The 20508-nt window shown below is 63.5% G+C and carries 18 protein-coding genes; 8 read left to right on the forward strand and 10 right to left on the reverse strand.

Annotated features, from left to right (window positions below; all coding sequences use genetic code 11):
- Window positions 1-17 precede the first annotated feature (17 nt).
- Both AMK05_RS02890 and AMK05_RS02895 read right to left on the reverse strand, forming a co-directional pair.
- A complete protein-coding gene (locus AMK05_RS02890) occupies window positions 18-515 on the reverse strand; it encodes a CAP domain-containing protein (protein ID WP_064836364.1) in 498 nt (165 codons plus the stop codon).
- A gap of 1 nt (window position 516) precedes the next feature.
- Window positions 517-783 carry a DUF6460 domain-containing protein gene (locus AMK05_RS02895; RefSeq protein WP_064836366.1) on the reverse strand — a complete coding sequence of 89 codons (267 nt, stop codon included), beginning with the start codon at window positions 781-783 and terminating at the stop codon, window positions 517-519.
- A 158-nt stretch (window positions 784-941) separates the two neighbouring features.
- Here AMK05_RS02895 and AMK05_RS02900 point away from each other — a divergent pair, with 158 nt between their 5' ends.
- The 3 genes from AMK05_RS02900 to AMK05_RS35080 all read left to right on the forward strand — a co-directional run bounded on the left by AMK05_RS02900 (window position 942) and on the right by AMK05_RS35080 (window position 2984).
- Window positions 942-1874 (forward strand): class I SAM-dependent DNA methyltransferase, encoded by a 933-nt coding sequence (locus AMK05_RS02900; RefSeq protein WP_064836368.1) that lies wholly within the window; start codon window positions 942-944, stop codon window positions 1872-1874.
- Between the two features lie 209 nt (window positions 1875-2083).
- Window positions 2084-2719, forward strand: a complete 636-nt coding sequence (locus AMK05_RS02905) for a YitT family protein (RefSeq protein WP_064836370.1) — start codon at window positions 2084-2086, stop codon at window positions 2717-2719.
- A gap of 97 nt (window positions 2720-2816) precedes the next feature.
- Window positions 2817-2984 (forward strand): hypothetical protein, encoded by a 168-nt coding sequence (locus AMK05_RS35080; RefSeq protein ID WP_171899741.1) that lies wholly within the window; start codon window positions 2817-2819, stop codon window positions 2982-2984.
- 505 nt (window positions 2985-3489) lie between these two features.
- On the opposite strand, the gene AMK05_RS02910 is transcribed toward AMK05_RS35080, so the two are convergent.
- Both AMK05_RS02910 and AMK05_RS02915 read right to left on the reverse strand, forming a co-directional pair.
- On the reverse strand, window positions 3490-3951 hold the full coding sequence (locus AMK05_RS02910; protein ID WP_064836372.1) for a carboxymuconolactone decarboxylase family protein: 462 nt from the start codon (window positions 3949-3951) through the stop codon (window positions 3490-3492).
- Between the two features lie 21 nt (window positions 3952-3972).
- A complete protein-coding gene (locus AMK05_RS02915) occupies window positions 3973-4473 on the reverse strand; it encodes an RrF2 family transcriptional regulator (RefSeq protein ID WP_010002061.1) in 501 nt (166 codons plus the stop codon).
- 130 nt (window positions 4474-4603) lie between these two features.
- On the opposite strand from AMK05_RS02915, the gene AMK05_RS02920 reads away from it, so the two are divergent.
- The 3 genes from AMK05_RS02920 to pdeM all read left to right on the forward strand — a co-directional run bounded on the left by AMK05_RS02920 (window position 4604) and on the right by pdeM (window position 8626).
- Window positions 4604-5236, forward strand: a complete 633-nt coding sequence (locus AMK05_RS02920; RefSeq protein ID WP_064836374.1) for a YitT family protein — start codon at window positions 4604-4606, stop codon at window positions 5234-5236.
- A 112-nt stretch (window positions 5237-5348) separates the two neighbouring features.
- Window positions 5349-7874: a ligase-associated DNA damage response DEXH box helicase gene (locus AMK05_RS02925; protein ID WP_064836376.1), complete on the forward strand. Its 2526-nt coding sequence runs from the start codon at window positions 5349-5351 to the stop codon at window positions 7872-7874.
- A gap of 26 nt (window positions 7875-7900) precedes the next feature.
- Window positions 7901-8626, forward strand: coding sequence for a ligase-associated DNA damage response endonuclease PdeM (gene pdeM, locus AMK05_RS02930; protein WP_064841250.1), 726 nt, complete (start codon window positions 7901-7903; stop codon window positions 8624-8626).
- A gap of 224 nt (window positions 8627-8850) precedes the next feature.
- On the opposite strand, the gene AMK05_RS02935 is transcribed toward pdeM, so the two are convergent.
- From AMK05_RS02935 to AMK05_RS02960, 6 genes are all read right to left on the reverse strand, one after another.
- Window positions 8851-9432 (reverse strand): transglycosylase SLT domain-containing protein, encoded by a 582-nt coding sequence (locus AMK05_RS02935; RefSeq protein WP_064836378.1) that lies wholly within the window; start codon window positions 9430-9432, stop codon window positions 8851-8853.
- A 247-nt stretch (window positions 9433-9679) separates the two neighbouring features.
- Window positions 9680-10480 (reverse strand): TIGR02186 family protein, encoded by an 801-nt coding sequence (locus AMK05_RS02940; protein WP_064836380.1) that lies wholly within the window; start codon window positions 10478-10480, stop codon window positions 9680-9682.
- Window positions 10480-11403 carry a sulfite exporter TauE/SafE family protein gene (locus AMK05_RS02945; protein WP_049732336.1) on the reverse strand — a complete coding sequence of 308 codons (924 nt, stop codon included), beginning with the start codon at window positions 11401-11403 and terminating at the stop codon, window positions 10480-10482. The genes AMK05_RS02940 and AMK05_RS02945 overlap by 1 nt, the downstream gene beginning before the upstream one ends.
- Window positions 11404-11844: 441 nt before the next feature.
- A complete protein-coding gene (locus AMK05_RS02950; RefSeq protein WP_064841251.1) occupies window positions 11845-15648 on the reverse strand; it encodes a peptidoglycan-binding protein in 3804 nt (1267 codons plus the stop codon).
- Window positions 15649-15976: 328 nt separating this feature from the next.
- Window positions 15977-16342, reverse strand: a complete 366-nt coding sequence (locus AMK05_RS02955) for a VOC family protein (protein ID WP_064836382.1) — start codon at window positions 16340-16342, stop codon at window positions 15977-15979.
- 70 nt (window positions 16343-16412) lie between these two features.
- Entirely contained in the window at window positions 16413-17102 is a 690-nt protein-coding gene (locus AMK05_RS02960) for a DNA-3-methyladenine glycosylase I (RefSeq protein WP_064836384.1), read from the reverse strand.
- A gap of 239 nt (window positions 17103-17341) precedes the next feature.
- Between AMK05_RS02960 and AMK05_RS02965 the strand changes: the two genes are divergently transcribed.
- Window positions 17342-19138, forward strand: coding sequence for an acyl-CoA dehydrogenase C-terminal domain-containing protein (locus AMK05_RS02965; protein WP_064836386.1), 1797 nt, complete (start codon window positions 17342-17344; stop codon window positions 19136-19138).
- Window positions 19139-19240: 102 nt separating this feature from the next.
- Entirely contained in the window at window positions 19241-20449 is a 1209-nt protein-coding gene (locus AMK05_RS02970; RefSeq protein WP_064836388.1) for an acetyl-CoA C-acetyltransferase, read from the forward strand.
- The last annotated feature ends 59 nt before the right edge of the window (window positions 20450-20508 follow it).

Consider the following 20508-nt stretch of genomic DNA (forward strand, 5'->3'; position numbering starts at 1 on the left):
ATCGAGGCCGAATCGCCTCAGCTTGACAGCACCATGGCCCAATAGGGCAGGTTTCGGGAAGACGCATTATGGGCGACGGCGACGCCGAGACCGTCATAACGCCCGAGCATGTTTTCCAGATGATGCGGCGAGTTGATCCAGGCGGTCACCACCGCATCGACGCTCTGCTGGCCGGAGGCGATATTCTCCGCCGCCGGCAGTTGCACGCCGCTCGCCTTGACACGGGCGCCGAAACTGTCGGTGAGCCCCATCAGATGCGCCATTTTGCCGGCGCTTGCCATGCGTTTGGCCTGGAAGAGCGCGGCCGTGCTTGCTGCCGGATCGGAGCGAAGCGGCGGCAGGCCGTTTTTCGCCCGCAGCTGGTTGACGAGCGGCAATACGCTCGCCGTCTCGTCTTCACCATTCGAGGGCGTGCCGGCAAGGCGCGGGGTGGTGGTGCAGCCGGCGATGCCGGCGGCAAGCGAAAGTCCGGAAAGGATGAGCAGGCTGCGCCTGGAAAGGTCGATCGATGTCATGTTACCGGCGATAGCTGAAAAGGCGAAGGATGACGAAGAGCGGGATGACGATCGTCGCCCCGAGCAGGAGATAGTCGCCGACGCGCCCGAGCGCCGAAAAGCCCCGATGCCAGATTTCCAGGATGAAATCCCGGAACCCATAGATGATGTTCCACGGCGTCAGGCCGAAGACGGTCATGACGAAACCGACGATCAGCGACACGACCACAAGCTTTATCAATGTGCGGGCGAAGGAATCGCCGAGGAACCTGTTCACCTGATCGGACATGCGCCATCTCCTGTTTGCCCTTGGAATAAGGTTGCCGCGATCTCGCCGCAAGCCCTTTCCGGAATTGGCTGCTTCGCCTCTGAAATAGGACTTGAGTTTTTTTGTGGCCGCCGCCAAATGCCGGCCAACCCCGAATGCGGGCAACACCAGGTTCCTCGATGCAGTCCCACCAGCTTTCCTCCGGCGATGTCATCGCCGACCGCCGCGCCGATTATGCCAGGATGCTCGAAGAGGGCGGCGAGCCGGAGGCGGCGGCCGAGCTGATGGAGCAGGCCCTCGAACTCGTGCCCGGCTGGGCGGCTGGCTGGTATCGCCTTGCCAGCTACCGTGAAAAGGCGGGCAGGGGCGAAGCGGCGATCGAGGCCTATCGCAACACGCTTGCCCTCGATCCCGAAGACATTTTCGGCGCCGCCCTCAAGCTCGCCCTTCTCGGCGACGCCGCGACACCTGACCGGCCGCCGAGCCGCTATGTCGAGCGCCTGTTCGACGACTATGCCGATCGTTTCGAATTGGCGCTGGTCGAAAAACTCGATTACACCGTCCCGCAGAAGCTCGCCGCCCTCGTCGCCTCCACCGGCAGGCATTACCGATTGGCCGTCGATCTTGGCTGCGGCACCGGCCTGCTCGGCCCGGAAATCCATGGCCGTGTCACCCGCCTCGAGGGCTTCGACCTCTCGCAGAACATGCTGGCCAAGGCCGCGGAGAAGGGGGTCTATGATCACCTCGCCCAGGCCGATCTCTCGCTGGGACCCGATCTCTCCGGCCTCTTTGCCGAGGCCGGGCGTGGGCGCGCCGACCTGGTAACGGCAGCCGACGTGCTGATGTATCTCGGCAATCTCGAAAGCGTCTTTGCCATCATCGAGGACCTCGCCGCATCGGGCGCCGACATCGCCTTTTCCGTCGAGGATGCGGCGGACTGCGGCGGTTTCCACCTCGCGCCGTCGCTGCGTTATGCCCATTCGGAAGCCTATGTGAGGCAGCTCGCTGCCCGCCACGGCTTCGACATCCTCAAGATCGTCAAGGCGGTCATTCGCAAAGATGGCGGCAAACCGGTTGCCGGCATTCTGTTTCTTACGCGCAAGCCCGCATGAGCGAATATTTCTTGCGATTTCTTATTAGGTCAGCATTACTTACCTATTTCGCTTGATTGGCACGCCAGAACACTGATATTGCACAGCTATCCGCAGAAAGCGCGGCGATAAAACGCCGGGCGATCCTGTTCATTTCACAATCAAAACCCACCGCGTCCGGCTTTCCCCGGACGTGTTCCTGAACGCGTCTGCTGTTGGAGACTGGCGACATGACACAGCTCATCAATGCCCTTGGCTTCTGGAATACCAGCGCCACGCGCCATGCCCCGATCGAGGATGTGCAGGGCATCTTCTCCGGCAGCCTGGTCGCCGCACTCGGCCTCTACGTGCTCGCCAGCGCCGGGCTTCTCACAGGCAGCACCGCCGGTGTGGCCTTCCTTCTGCATTATGCTTTCGGCGTCAATTTCGGTCTTGCCTTCTTCCTGCTCAACCTGCCGTTCTTTTGGCTGTCGTGGAAGCGTCTCGGCATGGCTTTCACCATCAAGACTTTCGTCGCCATCGGCCTGACCTCGGTGCTATCAGACGTGCAGTCGCGCTTCTTCTCCATTTCGAGCATCCATCCGGCCTGGGCCGCCCTTCTCGGCGGCCTGTTGCTCGGCTTCGGCGTGCTGGCGCTCTATCGCCACCGCGCCAGCCTCGGCGGCGTCGGCATTCTCGGAGTCTATCTGCAGGAGCGGTTCGGCATCCGCGCCGGCCTAGTCCAGCTCGCCATCGACCTCTGCGTGCTCGCCGCCGCCTTCTTCGTCACCACGCCGCCCACCGTCTTCTATTCCGTCCTCGGCGCCGTCGTCCTCAACCTCTTCGTCGCCATCAACCACCGCGCCGACAGGTACATCGCGCTCTGACATTACAAATCCGTAAGCCATTCTAAACAAAACGTAACTTGCCCCTGCTCCGTTCCGGCGCGAAACTCCACTCGCGCCGGATTTGATGAGGTGAGTTATGTCAGATTTGGAAAAGCTTGTGAGACGCCGCATGCAGGAAGAATACGCCAAGGGCGCTTCCGCAGAGGAAATCGCAAAAGTCGTCCGCGACCTCTTCAACAGCATCGACCTTTCGGGCTCATCGCCTGACGCCGTTGCCGGACGGGGCACGAACGATCGCGAGTAACGGAATATTCAACCGACCCGAGATTTTCGGGTCGGTTGTTGGGATGCCATCATCCCCCGCACCGACACCCAGCTCTCCATTCGGCTATTGCCACATCCTGGGTCGAGCCACGTGTCTTAGTCCAGGCAAAAGTGCCCGCAGGGCAGATGGGGTGATAAGCCCACGTAAAAATCGCCGCCGTGCGCCTATTCCTCGCTGTCCTTGCTCCACAAACCACCCCACACTCCGTCATCCTCGGGCTTGACCCGAGGATCCACGCTGGCCTCCGTCAGACGGGGCCATGGATCCCAGGCTCAAGGCCTGGGATGACGGAGATTGGGGGTCTGTTTTGCCAAACTCGCCGTCGATGCAGCGGATGGCACGTCACACTTCCTGGTTCTACGAGATACCGTGTGGCCTCACGCTTTCCTGGTTGAGCCATCGGTCTCACCCGCTCCTTGGACTGAGGCGAGAAGAGGATATGCCGTGACCTCTCCATCCCCCGCTCACCTCTATCGCATCGGCCTCAAGCTGCTTTCACTGCTGCATCGATCGGATGCTGCGAGCGGAAGCCGACCGCCAGCCGGTTCCAGATGTTGATCGCGCCGATCGCCACGGTGATCTTCGTCATCTCCTCTTCGGAGAAATGCGCCTTCAGCGTCTCGTAATCGGCGTCCGGCGCGCCCGTCTTGGCGATATTCGTCACGGCGTCGACCCAGCCGAGCAGGGCGCGTTCGCGGGCGTCATAAACCGGCGATTCCCGCCAGACGCACATCAGGTTGATCCATTGCTCGGAGAGCCCGTCGTGGCGGGCTTCCTTCACATGCATGTCGACGCAATAGGCGCAGCCGTTGATCTGCGAGGCGCGCAGCTTGATCAGATGGATGAAGCGGCGCTCCAGCCCGGAAGACTGGACATATTGCTCGAGTGCGGCGACCGCCTTGTAGGCATCGGGGGCGGCTTTGGCGAAGTTGAAACGCGGTTGCATGATCTTCTCCTTTGTTGTGGCTCAGCGAGCCGTCTTGCGTTCATGGATTTCAAGGAAGGCGCAGCCTCTGGCTGCGATCGATCCGTCGTCGAGGGCATTCAATTCGATGCCGAGATCGGCAATGCTGGTTTTGGCGAGTTCGGCCCGGTAGACCCGTTCTGCCCGGAGCATCGCCGCGCTGATATTGCAGGGCTTGGCAAAGAAGCGATCGGAGACAGGGTTCGGGCCGCGCTGGCGGATTTCGGCGCAGCGGAACGCCGGCGCCGGTCCTTCGACCGCGAGCAGAATATCGAGCAGCGAAATCTCTTCCGCCGCCTTTGCCAGCCGGTATCCGCCTTTCGGCCCCGGCACGGTATCGAGGATGCCGGCGCCAGACAGCGCCTGCAGATGTTTCAACAGATAGCTCGTCGACACCCCGTGGAATTCCGCCAGGGCCGCGGCCGACAGCACGCCGCCCTCGGAAAGGCCGGAAAGCATCGCAACGCTGTGAATGGCCTGCTCGACGCCATCGCTCATCTTCATCGAGGCAATCTCCTAATCGTGGATAAAATATATCCATGATTATAGCGGCTGTCAAGAGCAGACCTTAGGGCTGGCCGCTTGCCTTTCTCCCGACGACGGATAGAAACGGGAAAAACGACAGGGGAACATCATGGCAGCCAACGCCTTTACAGGCCTTCTGAACTCCAGCGCCGACCGCCATTCGCTGTTCGACGACGCCCAGGGCATCGTCGCCGGCAGCATGCTCGCCGTGCTTGGCGTCTCGCTGCTCTCCGGCGCCGGACTGCTTGCCGGCGGCACGGCCGGTCTCGCCTTCCTCGCCCATTATGCGACCGGCTTCAGCTTCGGCCTCTGCTTTTTTGCCGTGAACCTGCCCTTTTATTATCTCGCCTTCCGCCGCATGGGGCCGGCCTTTACCATCAAGACCTTCGCCGCCATCGCGCTGACCTCGGTTCTGTCCGAATTCGTGCCCGGCTTCATCGGCATTGGGCATGTCAATCCTATTGCCGGGGCGCTCTTCGGCGGCCTTGTCATCGGCGCCGGCATGCTGGCGCTCTTCCGGCACCGCGCCAGCCTCGGCGGCATCGGCATCCTCGCCCTCTATATCCAGGATCGTCTCGGCTGGCGCGCCGGCCTCGTCCAGCTCGGCTTCGACTGTCTCATCCTGGCGCTCTCCTTCCTCGTCGCCAGCCCCTCGATCATCGCCTGCTCCGTGCTCGGCGCCATCGTGTTCAACCTCACGCTCGCCATCAACCACCGCAAGGACCGCTATATCGCAGTCTAAATCAGGCAAGCAGCGCATGATGTCGCCCGAAAACCGCTCACACTTTTCGGCATCATGCGCGTAAGCGGATGGCGGCTCTTCTTTTTCCCTGAGCTTTCACTACCTTCAGGGCGTGGACCAGATCGATTCCGAAGCCCGCGTTTTGCTTCCTGCCGCCTTTACCCGCTGGTTTGCGGAAAAGGGCTGGCGTCCGCGCGCCCATCAGCTGGAACTGCTTGCCCGCGCCGAGGCCGGCGAAAGCACGCTGCTGATTGCTCCCACAGGCGCCGGCAAGACGCTTGCCGGCTTCCTGCCGTCGCTCACCGACCTTACCCGCCGCGGCAGGATTCCGCCCGGCTCCGCCTTCACCGGCATTCACACGCTCTATGTCTCGCCACTGAAGGCCCTGGCGATCGATATCGAGCGCAATCTGATGAAACCGGTGGCGGAGATGGGCCTGCCGGTCACCGTCGAAAACCGCACCGGCGATACGCCGAACGCCAAGCGCCAGCGCCAGAAGCTCAGTCCGCCGGATATTCTGCTGACGACGCCGGAACAGGTCGCCCTGCTTCTCGCCAACCGCGAGGCCGAGCGCTTCTTCAAGGATCTGAAATATGTCGTCCTCGACGAGCTGCATTCGCTCGTCACCTCCAAACGCGGCCATATGCTGTCGCTCGGCCTTGCCCGTCTGCGCCGCCTGGCCCCCGGCCTCCAGACGATCGGCCTGTCGGCGACCGTCGCCGAGCCGATGGATCTGCAGAAATGGCTTGTCGCCCAACAGGAGGGTAGCGGGCAGGAGGGCAGGGAGCATCATGCCGGCCTCGTCGTCGTCGAAGGCGGCGCCAAGCCCGATATCTCGATCCTGTCGACCGAAGAGCGCATTCCCTGGGCCGGCCATTCCGCCAAATATGCCATTCCCGATGTCTACAACAAGCTCCTCGATCACCAGACGACGCTGCTCTTCGTCAATACCCGCAGCCAGGCCGAGATGCTGTTCCAGGAGCTCTGGACGATCAATGACGACAACCTGCCGATCGCCCTCCATCACGGTTCGCTCGATGTCGCCCAGCGCCGCAAGGTCGAGGCGGCGATGGCCGAAAACCGGCTGCGCGCCGTCGTCGCCACCTCGACGCTCGATCTCGGCATCGACTGGGGCGATGTCGATCTGGTCATCCATGTCGGCGCGCCGAAGGGCGCCTCGCGTCTTGCCCAGCGCATCGGCCGCGCCAATCACCGCATGGACGAGCCCTCGAAGGCGATCCTGGTGCCGGCCAACCGTTTCGAGGTGATGGAGTGCCAGGCAGCGCTCGACGCCAATTATATCGGCGCCCAGGACACGCCGCCCGTCGGCCGCGGCGCGCTGGACGTGCTCGCCCAGCACGTGCTCGGCATGGCCTGCGCCGAACCTTTCGACATGCTGGAACTCTACGATGAAATCATCAGCGCCTCGCCCTATGCCGATCTCAGCTGGGAGACCTTCGAGCGCATCGTCGATTTCGTCGCGACCGGCGGTTATGCGCTGCGCACCTATGAGCGCTATGCCCGCATCCGCAAGACCAAGGAGGGCCGCTGGCGTGTCTCCAATCCGGCCGTCGCCCAGCAATACCGCCTCAACCTCGGCACCATCGTCGAAAGCCCGATGCTGAATATCCGCATGGTCAAACGCGGCGAGGGCGGCCGGATCGGCCGCGGCGGCGCCACGCTGGGCAAGGTCGAGGAATATTTCCTCGAGCAATTGTCGCCGGGCGATACTTTCGTCTTCTCCGGCAAGGTGCTGCGCTTCGAGGGCATCCGCGAAAACGAGTGCCTGGCCTCGCAGGCCTTTTCGCTCGATCCGAAAATCCCGTCCTATAATGGCGGCAAGTTTCCGCTGTCGACCTATCTCGCCGAGCAGGTGCGGGCGATGATCGCCGATCCCGACCGCTGGCGCCATTTGCCGGATCAGGTGCGCGATTGGCTGTCCTTGCAAGACGACAAGTCGATGCTGCCGAAGCGCGACGAGTTCCTGATCGAAACCTTCCCGCGCGGCAGCCGCGGTTATATGGTCGCCTATCCCTTCGAGGGCCGTCTTGCCCATCAGACGCTCGGCATGCTGCTCACCCGCCGGCTGGAGCGGGCCGGCGCCAAGCCGCTCGGCTTCGTCGCCACCGATTATTCACTGGCCGTCTGGGGTCTTGAGGATGTGGGGCTGATGATCGGCAATGGCCGTCTCAGCCTCTCCGACCTCTTCGACGAGGACATGCTCGGCGATGATCTCGAAGCCTGGCTTGACGAATCCTTCCTGCTGAAGCGCACCTTCCGCAATTGCGCCGTGATTGCAGGCTTGATCGAGCGCCGCCATCCCGGCAAGGAAAAGAGCGGCCGCCAGATCACCGTCTCCGCCGATCTGATCTATGACGTGCTGCGCAGCCACGAGCCGGATCACATCCTCTTGCAGGCGACGCGCCAGGATGCGGCGAACGGACTTTTGGATATTGGCCGTCTTGGCGATATGCTGAAGCGAATCAGGGGCCACATCACCCATCGCCCGCTCGACCATATTTCCCCGCTCGCCGTGCCGGTGATGCTGGAGATCGGACGCGAGGCGGTGCCGGGCGAGGCCCATGACGCGCTGCTCGCCGAAGCCGCCGACGATCTGATCGCCGAGGCTTTGGCCTGATGATGATTTTGGAATCGACGATAGTGATGAACCGCCTGGCGCTGGCGCGCGACATATCCGGATTGGCTGCGATCCCCGGCATCGAGACATCGGTGAACGGCATTGCCGCCGTCTGCGATCCACTCGGCGCCCTCTATCTGCCGGATGCCGGCCTGCTCGTCGTCTCCGACCTGCATCTGGAAAAGGGTGCCGCCTTCGCCCGCCGCGGCATGATGCTGCCGCCCTATGATACGCTGGCGACCCTGACCGTGCTGGCCGCCGTCATCTCGCGGTATGATCCGAAGCTCGTCGTCTCGCTCGGCGACAATTTCCACGACCGCATCGGCTCCAAACACCTGCCGGAAAATTTTCGCGCGCTGATCGTCGCCATGGCGCGCGGCCGCGAATGGATCTGGGTCAACGGCAATCACGATCCCGACGGCGTTGTCGATTTGCCGGGCGCCTCCGTCGACGAAATGCATTATGCCGGCCTGACCTTCCGCCACGAGCCGAGGAACGGCCTGCAGAGCGGCGAAATCGCCGGCCATCTGCACCCGTCGGCAACGGTGCGCCGCCGCGACAGATCGATCCGCCGCCCGTGTTTTGCCACCGACGGCGCCCGCCTGCTGATGCCCGCCTTCGGCGTCATGAGCGGCGGCCTGGATCTCGGCCATCAGGCGATGACAGGCCTGTTCGACAAGGCATCGCTGGTGGCGCATCTGTTGGGGCGGGATCGGATTTATTCGGTCAGGTACGGGAATTTGCGGGGGTAGCGATTGCTATTCGGATAGGGCGTGCCGGGTGAGCCCCCCTCTGCCCTGCCGGGCATCTCCCCCACAGGTGGGGAGATTGGCTGGCCGCGATGGTTTCCCAAACAATTGGCGTCCAGCACGACGCAACGGTAGATGGGTAGGACGTTCAAGCCACTTGCGATCTCCCCACTTGTGGGGGAGATGGCCGGCAGGCCAGAGGGGGGCTTTCACGGTACACCCTTAGATCAATCACACCCCTGCAACTGCTGCTGATATGTCCCAGCCATCCGCGCGAACTTCTGCGCGGTCTGCTGCAATTGCCCGTTCGAGCGCCAGTCGCCGCGCTTATATCCGGTCGGGCCGGAATAATAGGCGAGATAGAGATTGTAGGCATCATTCAAAGGAATGCCGGCCTCGGCGCTGTTCTGGGCGTGGTACCAGCCGATGAAATCGATCGCGTCGGCGAAGTTCGCCCGCCGTGCCGTCCAGTTCCCCGTCTGCGACTGATAATGGTCCCATGTCCCGTCGAGCGCCTGCGAATAGCCATAGGCGGTCGAAGGCCGTGTCCAGGGAATGAAGCCGAACAGCTTGGTGCGCGGCGGCCGCGCATAGGGCTGGAAGCCGGATTCGGTATACATCGTCGCCATCAGGATCGGCACCGGCACGCCGTATTTCTTCTCCGTCCGCTCGGCCGCACTTTGCCAGCTGGAGAAAAGCCCGTCGCGCTGGTCGAAGACGGCGCAGATGTTCCGTGTCTGCTTCGGCGCCGTCGCGCAGCCGGCAAGCAGCGCGAGAGCCACAGCGGTCAGAATGACACGAGTACGCATGACAAAACCTCTCGTTTCCGAGAGATTACTAACTCGTAAATGTTAAGGACCGGTTTTTAGTCGAATACGAAGTTTTCTGGGGGCACCCCTCCCCACAAGGGGGAGGGGCTATGCGCGGCACCGCCCACGGCAAACACCAACGCTTCTGCGGGTGAGACGGTGAAAGGGATAATGTCGGCGCAACATCCAAGCCCCTCCCCCTTGTGGGGAGGGGTTGGGGAGGGGTCTTCACCCAGGAACCAACCGATCAATCCTTGCGGAAGATCAGGCTGGCGCCCCAGCCGGTGATGAGGGCGAGCAGCACGGACGCGCAGCCGTAGAGGATCGGCCGACCATGGGCGGCGTCGGTGATCATCTGCTCGATGCCGGTTTTGATGACGCGCAGCGGCAGCGATTCCTCGGTCACCAGATTGCCGCTCTTGAACAGATAGGCGCGCACGGTATGGACGCCGTTCGGAATATTTGCCGGCAGGCGCAGGCTCGCCTTGAAGAGGTTGGAGGAAACGAAGCGCACGCCGCTCGGATTGCGGTCGTAGAAGCCGCCGCCTTGCTGCAGCCGCCGGAAGGCTTCGCGGAATTCGCCGAGATTGCTGCCGTCGCCGACGAAGCCGACAGGCGTCAGCGGAATGTGATCGATGCCGATCCCCTGATCGGTCAGTTCGAGCGGCGTCGTCAGATCGTCGATCATCCGCGAACTCGACATTGAATAGGAGTGCGGCACCGATTCGAAGGTCATCGAGCGCGTATTCACCCAGATGCCGAAAACGCGCTCCTTCTTGCGCACCGTCGCATCCTGGCGCGGGCCCTCCAGCACCACGACCACGTCATACTGGCCGATGGCGAGCAGCAGCTGGTCGGTATTCGACAGCGCCCCGAAGATCGTCAGATCGGCGCCGTGGAAATCCGAGGTGATGGCGATTTCGCTGGTCGAGGTGCCGATCTCCAGTCCTTCGCGCACCGCCTCTGTCGACTGCCCCGGCAGCCATTGTGCTGCTGCAACCGCCGGCAGCAGGCAAAAAAAGCTGATAACGGCGGCAAGCAGGCGCATCAGTTGCCGGCTCCCATCACCACCGAATAGACGTCGGCCGGCGTCACCACCAGGGCGATCGCCAGACGCAGGCCGACGGCGAGCACCAGCAGGCCGAGCAGTGCGCGCAGCTGTTCGCCGCGCAGCTTCTGGCCGACGCGCACGCCGTATTGCGCGCCGATGACGCCCGCCACCATCAGGATGAAGGCGAGCACGATATCGACGGAAAAGTTCGTCGCCGCCTGCACGATCGTCGTATAGGCGGTGACGAAGATGATCTGGAACAGCGACGTGCCGACGACGACATTGGTCGGGATGCGCAGGAGGTAGATCATCGCCGGCACCATGATGAAGCCGCCGCCGACACCCATGATCGAGGTGAGGATGCCGATCGCAAAGCCGAGCGCGACGATCGGAATGACGCTGAGAAAGATCTTCGATTTCTTGAAGCGCACCTTCAGCGGCAGCCTGTGCACCCAGTGCTGGTGGCCGGGTTTGCGCGGTGCGGGCGGTTCGTTGCGCGCCGCCCGCCGCATGGCATTGATGCTTTCGAGCAGCATCAGCCCGCCGACCGTGCCGAGGAAGATGACATACATCAGCGAGATGATCAGATCGAGCTGGCCGATGGCGCGCAGCAGCGAGAAGATCCAGATGCCGACCGTGGCGCCGGTCAGGCCGCCGATCAAAAGCACCGTGCCGAGCTTGACGTCGAGCGTGCCGCGCCGGAAATGGGTGATCGCGCCCGAGATCGACGACGCCACGACCTGGTTGGCGCCGGTGGCGACGGCAACGACCGGGGGGATATTGTAGAAGATCAGCAGCGGCGTGATCAGAAAGCCGCCGCCGACGCCGAACATTCCAGACAGGAATCCGACGGCCGCTCCCATGCCGAGAATGATGAAGATGTTCACCGACAATTCTGCGATGGGCAGATAGATTGTCACAGCCGACCCCGAATGATGACCGCTCCTGCCGGGCGGTTTTTGTCACGTCCCCGTTCGAATGCGCACCATACTGTGAAATCGTTGCCAGAGGCTTTCGATCGGCCCCGCAATTAGCCCTAGAGATTGGCGGAGAGATCGATGGCAGAGGATTCGACGATGCGCGGATCGATATGTCCGGGCATAATCCGGCTTTTTTCAGATTGCATGACGGGCGGGGCCAAAAAGTGGGGAAAGCCTTGCGGCATAGTGCCGCCAGGCGGCGTGGATGGTTGCCCCTCACCCTAACCCTCTCCCCGTAAACGGGGCGAGGGGACGTGCCCCGCGAGGGCGAGGTGGAAACGGAGAGGGCGCGGCTGGTGCCCTTCGCCCCGCGTGCGGGGAGAAGGTGGCGGCAGCCGGATGAGGGGCCGGCTCGATGCCGCCCGCATCAATCACCGTGCCTCAGATCGCCTTGGCTCCCTGCTTGTTGCGTTCGAGCAGCGCCTTGACGGTCGCATCGGTCACCTTGCCGTCCGGCTCCTGGCCGATCGATTTCTGGAAGGTTTTGATCGCGGACACTGTCTTCGCGCCCATTTCGCCATCCGGCGCTCCGGCGTCGAAGCCGTTATTGTTGAGGATCGCCTGGATGTTGCGGATCGCTTTTTTCATGTCGACGCTTGCCGTCTTCAGGCCCGTTCCCGCCCATTCGTCGGGAATGTCGATGGTATTGCTGCGGTGGTCGAGCGGCTCCGGCTTCCAGAGATCGGCCTTGGCGCGGGCGCGCTCCAACTGGTCGGGCTTCATGGCGTTGGCCACTTCGTCGCGCTTCTGGCTCGCATCCTTGTCGCCGGCCTTGGCGGCGATCGCAAACCATTTGTAGGATTCTTCGAGATCGGCCGGAACGCCGTTGCCCCTTGCGCAGAGGATCGCCAGGTTGAACTGGCTGTCGGTGATGCCGAGGTTGGCGGCCTTGGTGAACCAGGAGGCGGCCGTCGCATAGTCCTGCTGGCCAAGCGCGCCGGAGGCGTAGAGCACGGCAAGATTGTGCATGGCGCTGGCATTGCCCTGGTTTGCCGCCTGTTCGTAAAAGCCCTTGGCCTTGGCGATGTCGCGTTCGACGCCGTTGCCCTTCTCGTACATGCTGCCGAGCCGGTATTGCGCCGGTGCAAAACCCTTGTCGGCCGAAAGCTGGTACCAGCCTGCGGCCTGTTTCTGATCGCCGGTGATGCCGTTGCGCCCGTCCGAATACCGCGCGCCGATCTCAAACAGCGCCAGCGCATCGCCGCCCTGCGCTGCATCGGCAAGCGATTTCGGCTGGATGGTGTCGGGAATGGCGATGGCTGCCTGCGGTGCGCTTGCCGTCGGCGTATTCGCGACGAAGCCCGATGTCTCCTGCGCGGCAGCCGATGGGGCGCCGGGGGCAAAGGTCGCGGCCCCTTCGCCGTCGAGCGGCGTCGCGTCGGTCAGATGCTCGCCGGCAGCCGGTGGGGTTGCCTCGGGTGGTGCCTGCTCGGCGGCGGGCGGGGTCGCCTCCGCTGCGGGAGCGGCTGTTTCTGCGGCGTTGCCGTCCGGCTGGGCCGGCGTCGCTTCCGGCAAGGCCGGCTGCGGGTTTTCCGTCGCCCCGGTCAGGGCCGAAACTTCGGCCGGCGGCTGTGGCGCGCGCTCGCCGCTTGTCAGCGTTCTCGCAAGCGGAAAGGCCATGATCGCGAGCAGCACGGCGCCGACCGCCAGCAGGATCGGCCGCCGGTAGCGCGAAAAGGCGCTGGTCTTGCCCGTCTTATCCGTCTTGTCGGAAATCTTGCCGGCCTTGTCGGCAGCCTTCTTCTCGGCCTTCCCGCTCTGCTTCGGATTGGCGTCCACCTCCATCGCGGCCGCCTGCGCCGCACGGCGGGCGGCGGCGATATAGTCGGCGCGATCGGTTTCGGCGGCAGGTTTGCCGCGTGCCGCACTCTGGCTGGCGCGGACGCGCTCGAGGATCTTTTTCACGTCGGGTGCGCCCGAACCCGGCTCGAGCAGTTCGTTGGATGCATCCGACGGCACCACGTCGGTCGGATCGATCGACGGCGCGGGGTCGATCATCGGGCGTTCGGCCGCCCGGTTTTCGGCCTTCTTGCCGGGCCGCAGCCGCTTGCCGAGACTGGCGAGCAGGCCGGCCTTTGCCGGCGCCTGTGACAATGCCTGTGCCGATGCCTGTGTCGGCGCGGCAGCCTCCGGCGTCCTGGTCGCGGCTTCGATGGCGATTGCGCTCGTTCCGCTCATGGCGGTGGCTTGCGTCGGGGCGGCAGGTTCGGCGGCGATCTCGGCGGTGCGGATGACAGGGGAGGCCTTCGCCGTCATCGCAGCGGCCGGCGCGCTGTTCATCTCGGCCTCGGCCACCATCAGCGCATAGGGATCGACATCGAAATCGACATCGGCCACCGGCATCTGGGCGGTTATCCGCCCGCTGCGCTCTTCCATGCCGTCGAGGCGGTCGGCGATATGCACCAGCGTCTCGTGCAGCGCCTTGAAAGTCTTGTGGGTGCGCTCCTCGCTGTCGCGGCTGATATCCTCGAGGTGACGCAGATCTTCGGCCAGCGCCGTCAGCGCCGACATGTCGGCGGCGGGCACGCCGCCCTGGGCGGCGCCATTGCGCGAATAGGCCTCGACGACGGCCTCGGCCGCCTGGCGCGCCGCTTCGATGATATATTCGTCGCTGGTCGCCATATAATCTTCGATCGCGCCCATGCGCCGGTCGAGATCGGCGGGGATCGCAGCGCTTTCGCGCGGCTCGCTCATCAGCGCCGAAAGATTGGCGATCTGGTCTTCGAGGTTCTTCAGGGCGCGCGGATCGGTCGGCGCCGCCGCCGTGCTCTCTTCCAGCCGGGCGGCGATGTCGCTCAGCCGTCCTTCCAGACGCCGGAAGGCGCCGTCGTCGACCGCAGCGGCGGGTGCGGGCTGCTGATAGGCCATCTCGTCGATGCGCCGGGCGAGATGATCGAGCCGCTGCGCCAGCACGTCGTTGACGGCGCCGTTCTCGAGCGCGTCGATCTTGCGGGAAATGTCGGAAAGCGGTCCGGTGAGGTCCGGCTGCGGCGCGGCCTTCTGTGTGTGTTCCAGCAGATAGGACAGATGTTCCAGCCGTTCGTCGAGCCGCGACGTCGCTTCCGCCTTAGTCAGCTCCTCGACGCGGGATGTCAGCGCCTCCAGCCGCATCGCCAGCTCGTCGGCCGGGTTCACGCGGTTGGCGGCATCATGGTTCATCAGATCGATCTGATCGGCCAGCGCCGAAAGCCGGCCTTCCAGCCGCTGCATCAGCGCCGGATCATTGGCGGCGGCCGCGCGTCCGCTGGCCGCGATCGCCCGGCTGATCTCGTCGAGCCGCATGTCCATGGCGGCGAACTGTTCAGACATCACCCTGTCGTGCGGCTGGATCATGTTGCCGAACTGCTCCATCGCCGTGGCGATGGCGATGAGCTTGTCCTCAAGCGCCCTGACCGCCGGGCTTTCGCCCATGCCGCCGATATGGCGCTTGATGTCGTCGAGCCGGTAGGCGAGCGAAACCAGCTCTTCCTGCAGCCCCTCGGTATCGAGTGCGGCAAGCCGGCTTTCGAAGCCGTCCCAGCGGTTTTCCATATGGCGCAGCGAATCCTCGCGCGCCAGCCCGTCCATCAGCGAGCGCAGCTCCTCGAAATCCTCGCGCAGGCCTGCAGCTTCAGGTCCGGCGGCGCGGCCGGTCAGCTGGGTGATGCTCTGGGCAAGGCGGCCCATGTCGGCGCGCATATCGTCGGCGAAACGGCCGTCTCCGGCATTGGTCTTGATCTCGCGCAGCTCGGCGCGCAGCGCGTTCATCTCGCGGGTGACGCCTTCGGAAATGTCGCGCTTCAGGTCCTGGCGCAGGTTGACGAGCGCCTGGGCGATCTCCGTCATCGTGTCGTCGCCGGCGCGGAAGCTCGCTGCCGGCTGCGGTGCGGGGCGCGGCGCAGGGTCGCGCAATTGCGGGGCCGGCTCGCGTGTGTAGGGCCGCTCACGGCCGGCTTCGAGGGCGCGCTGGCGCTGGCGGATTTCGGCGAGCGGATCCGGCCGCTGTTCGAGCGGCGCCCTTGCCGGGCGCGGAGCATTGGCGGTCGCGTAGGGATCGCGCTCGGCCGGCGCCGTGCGCGGCCGCTGTTCGCGCCCGCTGCCCATCAGCCCCTCGATGCGCGCCTCCAGCCCTTCGATCGTGCGGTTCAGCGCATCGAGCGAAGTCCTGTCGGACTGCCGGGAAGGATTTGATCGCGATCCGTTCATCTTCTTGCTCGCTTCGACTGCTCGACCTCTCGTCAGAGCTCGATCCGTGGCTTTTCCGTCTGTGGCCAGCGTCTTCACGCCGACCGGAGCATCCTTCACCAGAAGTTAGTCAATTAGACTTTCCTCAAGCTGAACGATGTAGCGGCATCCCTGACAAACGCGAGACTGGGAGAAGGAATGCGGATTGCTACTGCTCAATCCGCACCTTTCACGAAACGTGGTAAACAAGCCGTTAATATTGATGAGAATTTTTTAACGTTTGTGTTGCAAACGCCGTTTTTGCCGGCAATTGCCGGCCAATTCATCGGATCGGCGGGCGCCGCTGCGTTCAGCCCGGCCGCTTATACTGCAGCTCGATCTTCACGCCTTCGGGGCCGTAAACGAAGACCTGGCCGAGATCGGTGTCGGGGATATCGTAATATTCGTAGCGATAGCCGCTCGCCTTGATGCGCTCCAGCGCCGGGGCGAATTCGTAAAGGCTGAAGGCGACGTGGTTGAAGATACCAGGCGGAAAATCGCTGCTGCGCGATGTCAGGCTGAGATGGATGACCGGCCGGTCGTCCAGATAAAGCCAGTGACCGGGCGATTTGAAAGGTGGCCGATAGCCTTCCTCGACGCCCAGAATGGCTTTCAGAAAGCCGATCATGCGAGGCGCATCGCGGGTATCGATCGTGACATGGTCCAGGCGCTGCATCGGTTCCTCCCTGCCAGCTCCAACGATCCGAAGCCTATTCTGTTCTAAATTAAAAAGTTAGGCCGGAATTTCAGTGCGGCTCGCCCGCATCGATCGAATAGGCGCTGATGCGCGAGAGGTGAATGAAGGACAGGCCGGTCTCCCCGGCCCAGTCGTTGAAGGCCTGCTGGATCAGCGGCTGGTCTTTCTTCGCCGTGCCGGAAGCAGACAGCGGCACGCCGGCCGATCTCAGGCAGGCGAGCACATCCATCGTGGCGACGAAGCTGTCGCGGCCGATGCCGCGCAGGAAATATTGCCCGGTCATGCCGCCGAGCCGGCTGCCGCGTTTGCTCAGCAGGTCGAGAAGGCCGGTCTGGTCCTCCCGCGGCCAGTCGGCGAAAAAGGCGCCGGCGCTGCCATATTCCTTCGCCAGTTCCCTCACGAAAGCGGCATTGGCGCGCACCGCCATGATCTTCGCGCCGTTGCGGATGATCCGTTCGTCCGAGGTCAGCTCATGCCAATAGTCGTCCGGCGCGATATTCAGCATGGCCGGATCGAATCCGGAAAACGCCGCTTCGAAACCCGGCCACTTCGCATCGATCACCTTCTGGACGAAGCCGCTGTAGAAGATACGCCGGGTCATGTCGGCGAGGATGCGGTCGTCGGGCATGGCGCGCAGCGTCTCGTGATCCGGTCGATGTTTCTGCAGCATTGCCTGCAGCGCTGCCGCGCCGCCTTTCCGCTCTTCCGCACGCTGCCTTATCGCCTCGAAACTGATCACCTTCAGCCATCCTGAATTGCGGATTGAAAGACGTTTGTGCTTATACGCTGTTCCACGATGGACAAGGAAGGGAAGATGACGTCTCGTCAACCCTTCGGCAACCGCGGATTCGCGCTTGCAATTTTTTTCGCGAAAGGCGGCAAAGCGGTAGAATTTGACGTTTACGCAAACGTCAATATTTTGTAAGACGGTTCCCGAGGCCGGCGCGACCCGGCAGGCGAATGGGAGGAATTTGAGAGATGCCAGTCTACAAGGCCCCGGTGAACGATACGCTCTTCGTCCTGAACGACGTGCTGGGCCTCGAACGCTATAACAATCTGCCGGGTTTTGCCGATGCGACGCCCGATATGATCGAAGCGATCCTCGGCGAGGCGGCCAAGGTCGCCGAAGAAGTTCTCTTTCCCGTGAATTATTCCGGCGATCAGGAAGGCTGCAGGCGCCACGACGACGCCAGCGTCTCGACGCCGGAGGGCTTCAAGGAGGCTTACGGGGCCTATCGCGATGGCGGCTGGATCGGCCTTGCGGTGCCGGAGGAATTCGGCGGGCAGGGGCTTCCCTATACGCTGCATACCGCCGTCGGCGAATATACTTCCGCCGCCAATATGTCGCTGATGATGTATCCGGGCCTGACGCAGGGTGCGATCGCCGCGATCCTCGTTCACGGTTCGGCCGACCAGAAGAGCACCTATCTGCCGAAGATGGTGGACGGCGCCTGGACCGGCACCATGAACCTTACCGAGCCGCATTGCGGCACCGATCTCGGCATGCTGCGCACCAAGGCGGTGCCGCAGGCCGACGGCAGCTATAAGATCTCCGGCCAGAAGATCTTCATCTCCGCCGGTGAGCATGATCTCGCCGACAATATCGTCCATCTGGTGCTCGCCCGCATTGAAGGCGCCCCCGAGGGCACCAAGGGCATCTCGCTCTTCATCGTTCCGAAAATCCTGGTCGGCGCGGACGGCGCACTCGGCGCCCGCAACGCTGTCACCTGCGGCGCGATCGAGCACAAGATGGGCATCCACGCCAACGCCACCTGCGTCATGAATTACGACGAGGCGACGGGTTTCCTGATCGGCGCCGAAAACCGCGGCCTCAACGCCATGTTCGTGATGATGAACGAGGCCCGCCTGATGGTCGGCCTGCAAGGCATCGCCATTTCCGAGGTCGCCTATCAGAACGCCGCCGCCTACGCCCGCGACCGCATCCAGGGCCGCTCGCTGTCCGGCCCCAAGGCGCCGGATAAGAAGGCCGATCCGATCATCGTCCATCCCGATATCCGCCGCACGCTGATGACCATCCGCGCCTTCAACGAGGCCGGCCGCGCCTTCCTGCTGTGGACGGCACTGAAGTCCGATATCGCCCACCGCGCCACCGACGACAAGGAGCGCCAGACGGCCGACGATATTCTCGGCCTCGTCACCCCGATCCTCAAGGGCGTGATGACCGACAAGGGCTTCGATCACGCCGTCATGGCTCAGCAGGTCTTCGGCGGCCACGGCTACATCGAAGAACACGGCATGAGCCAGTACGTGCGCGATGCCCGCATCGCCATGATCTATGAAGGTGCCAACGGCATTCAGGCGCTCGATCTCGTCGGTCGCAAGCTCGCTTTGAACGGCGGCCGCGCCGCCATGGCCCTCTTCAAGGAGATCGGCGATTTCTGCGAGGAGAACCGCGGCAACGAGAAGCTCTCCTTCTTCACCAAGCATCTGAAGAAGGGCTTGAACGACGTCCAGGCCTCGACCATGTGGTTCATGCAGAACGCCATGGCCAAGCCCGACAATGCCGGTGCCGGCTCGACCGATTACATGCATCTCTTCGGCCTCGTCGTTCTCGGCTATATGTGGGCGAAGATGGCGAAAGCCGCCGAGGACGGCCTTGCTTCAGGCGATGGAACCCGCGAGGATTTCCTGAGGAACAAGCTGGTGACCGCCCGTTTCTTCATGGAGCGCGTCATGCCGGAAACCGCCCTTCGCAAGGCCCGCATCGAAGCCGGCGCCGAGACGATGATGGAGCTGGCCGCCGAAGCATTTTGAGCTAACGGACTCCCTCCCCCTTGTGGGGAGGGTTGGGGAGGGGTCTTCTCTCCTCCTTCCAAGATTCGAGGCAAGATAGATTGCCGCCAGGGAGACGAGACAATGACCGAGGTTTTCATTTACGACCACGTCCGCACGCCGCGCGGCCGCGGCAAGAAGGACGGCGCCCTGCATGAGGTGCCATCCGTTCGCCTGGCCGCCAAGACGCTGGAAGCGATCCGCGACCGCAACGGGCTCGACACCGCGACGGTCGACGACATCATCATGGGCTGCGTCGATCCGGTGATGGATGCCGGCGCCGTCATCCCCAAGGCCGCCGCCTTCGAAGCCGGATATTCGACGAAGGCGCCCGGCATGCAGATCTCCCGCTTCTGCGCCTCCGGCCTCGATGCCGTCAATTTCGGCGCCGGCAAGATCGCTCAAGGCGCCGACGACATCGTCATCGCGGGCGGCGTCGAAAGCATGTCGCGCGTCGGTCTCGGCATGTCGGGCGGCGCCTGGTTCATGGACCCTTCGGTGAATTTCCCGGCCTATTTCATGCCGCAGGGCGTGTCGGCCGATCTCATCGCCACCAAATACGGTTTCAGCAGAACCGATGTCGACGCCTATGCCGTCGAGAGCCAGAAGCGCGCCGGACATGCCTGGGCGCAGGGCTGGTTCGACAGGTCGGTCGTCCCGGTCAAGGATCAGAACGGCCTGACGATCCTGGATAAGGACGAGCACATGCGCCCGGGCACCGACATGCAGGCGCTCGCCTCCCTCAACCCCTCCTTCCAGATGCCGGGCGAGATGGGCGGCTTTGAGGCCGTCGGCATCCAGGCGCATCCGGAAATCGAGCGCATCAACTATGTCCACCATGCCGGCAATTCCTCCGGCATCGTCGATGGCGCCGGCGTCGTCCTGCTCGGCTCGAAGGCGGGCGGTCAGAGCATGGGGCTGAAGCCCCGCGCCCGCATCAAGGCCTTCGCCAATATCGGCTCCGATCCGGCCCTGATGCTGACCGGGCCTGTCGACGTCACCGAGAAGCTGTTGAAGCGGACCGGCATGCGCCTTGCCGATATCGATCTCTTCGAGCTGAACGAGGCCTTCGCCGCCGTCGTGCTGCGCTACATGCAGGCCTTCGACATCGACCACGACAGGATCAACGTCAATGGCGGCGCCATCGCCATGGGTCACCCGCTCGGCGCCACCGGCGCGATGATCCTCGGCACGGTGCTCGACGAACTCGAACGCCGCGATCTCAATACCGCGCTGGTAACACTCTGCATCGGCGCCGGCATGGGCACGGCAACGGTTATCGAACGCGTTTGACGGGATTTAACCCTCCCCCTTGTGGGGAGGGTCGAGCAAAGCGAGGGGAGGGGTCTTCC

Source organism: Rhizobium sp. N324 (assembly GCF_001664485.1).
In the GTDB taxonomy this organism is placed as follows: Bacteria; Pseudomonadota; Alphaproteobacteria; order Rhizobiales; family Rhizobiaceae; genus Rhizobium.

What these genes read in the sequence shown, in the direction of transcription:
- AMK05_RS02955 (WP_064836382.1), bottom strand. Translation starts at nt 16,342, where the DNA reads ATGCAGCGCCTGGACCATGTCACGATCGATACCCGCGATGCGCCTCGC.
- AMK05_RS02970 (WP_064836388.1), top strand. Translation starts at nt 19,241, where the DNA reads ATGACCGAGGTTTTCATTTACGACCACGTCCGCACGCCGCGCGGCCGC.
- pdeM (WP_064841250.1), top strand. Translation starts at nt 7,901, where the DNA reads ATGAACCGCCTGGCGCTGGCGCGCGACATATCCGGATTGGCTGCGATC.
- AMK05_RS02950 (WP_064841251.1), bottom strand. Translation starts at nt 15,648, where the DNA reads ATGAACGGATCGCGATCAAATCCTTCCCGGCAGTCCGACAGGACTTCG.
- AMK05_RS02935 (WP_064836378.1), bottom strand. Translation starts at nt 9,432, where the DNA reads ATGCGTACTCGTGTCATTCTGACCGCTGTGGCTCTCGCGCTGCTTGCC.
- AMK05_RS02915 (WP_010002061.1), bottom strand. Translation starts at nt 4,473, where the DNA reads ATGAAGATGAGCGATGGCGTCGAGCAGGCCATTCACAGCGTTGCGATG.
- AMK05_RS02890 (WP_064836364.1), bottom strand. Translation starts at nt 515, where the DNA reads ATGACATCGATCGACCTTTCCAGGCGCAGCCTGCTCATCCTTTCCGGA.
- AMK05_RS02905 (WP_064836370.1), top strand. Translation starts at nt 2,084, where the DNA reads ATGACACAGCTCATCAATGCCCTTGGCTTCTGGAATACCAGCGCCACG.
- AMK05_RS02910 (WP_064836372.1), bottom strand. Translation starts at nt 3,951, where the DNA reads ATGCAACCGCGTTTCAACTTCGCCAAAGCCGCCCCCGATGCCTACAAG.
- AMK05_RS02920 (WP_064836374.1), top strand. Translation starts at nt 4,604, where the DNA reads ATGGCAGCCAACGCCTTTACAGGCCTTCTGAACTCCAGCGCCGACCGC.
- AMK05_RS02965 (WP_064836386.1), top strand. Translation starts at nt 17,342, where the DNA reads ATGCCAGTCTACAAGGCCCCGGTGAACGATACGCTCTTCGTCCTGAAC.
- AMK05_RS02900 (WP_064836368.1), top strand. Translation starts at nt 942, where the DNA reads ATGCAGTCCCACCAGCTTTCCTCCGGCGATGTCATCGCCGACCGCCGC.
- AMK05_RS35080 (WP_171899741.1), top strand. Translation starts at nt 2,817, where the DNA reads ATGTCAGATTTGGAAAAGCTTGTGAGACGCCGCATGCAGGAAGAATAC.
- AMK05_RS02940 (WP_064836380.1), bottom strand. Translation starts at nt 10,480, where the DNA reads ATGCGCCTGCTTGCCGCCGTTATCAGCTTTTTTTGCCTGCTGCCGGCG.
- AMK05_RS02895 (WP_064836366.1), bottom strand. Translation starts at nt 783, where the DNA reads ATGTCCGATCAGGTGAACAGGTTCCTCGGCGATTCCTTCGCCCGCACA.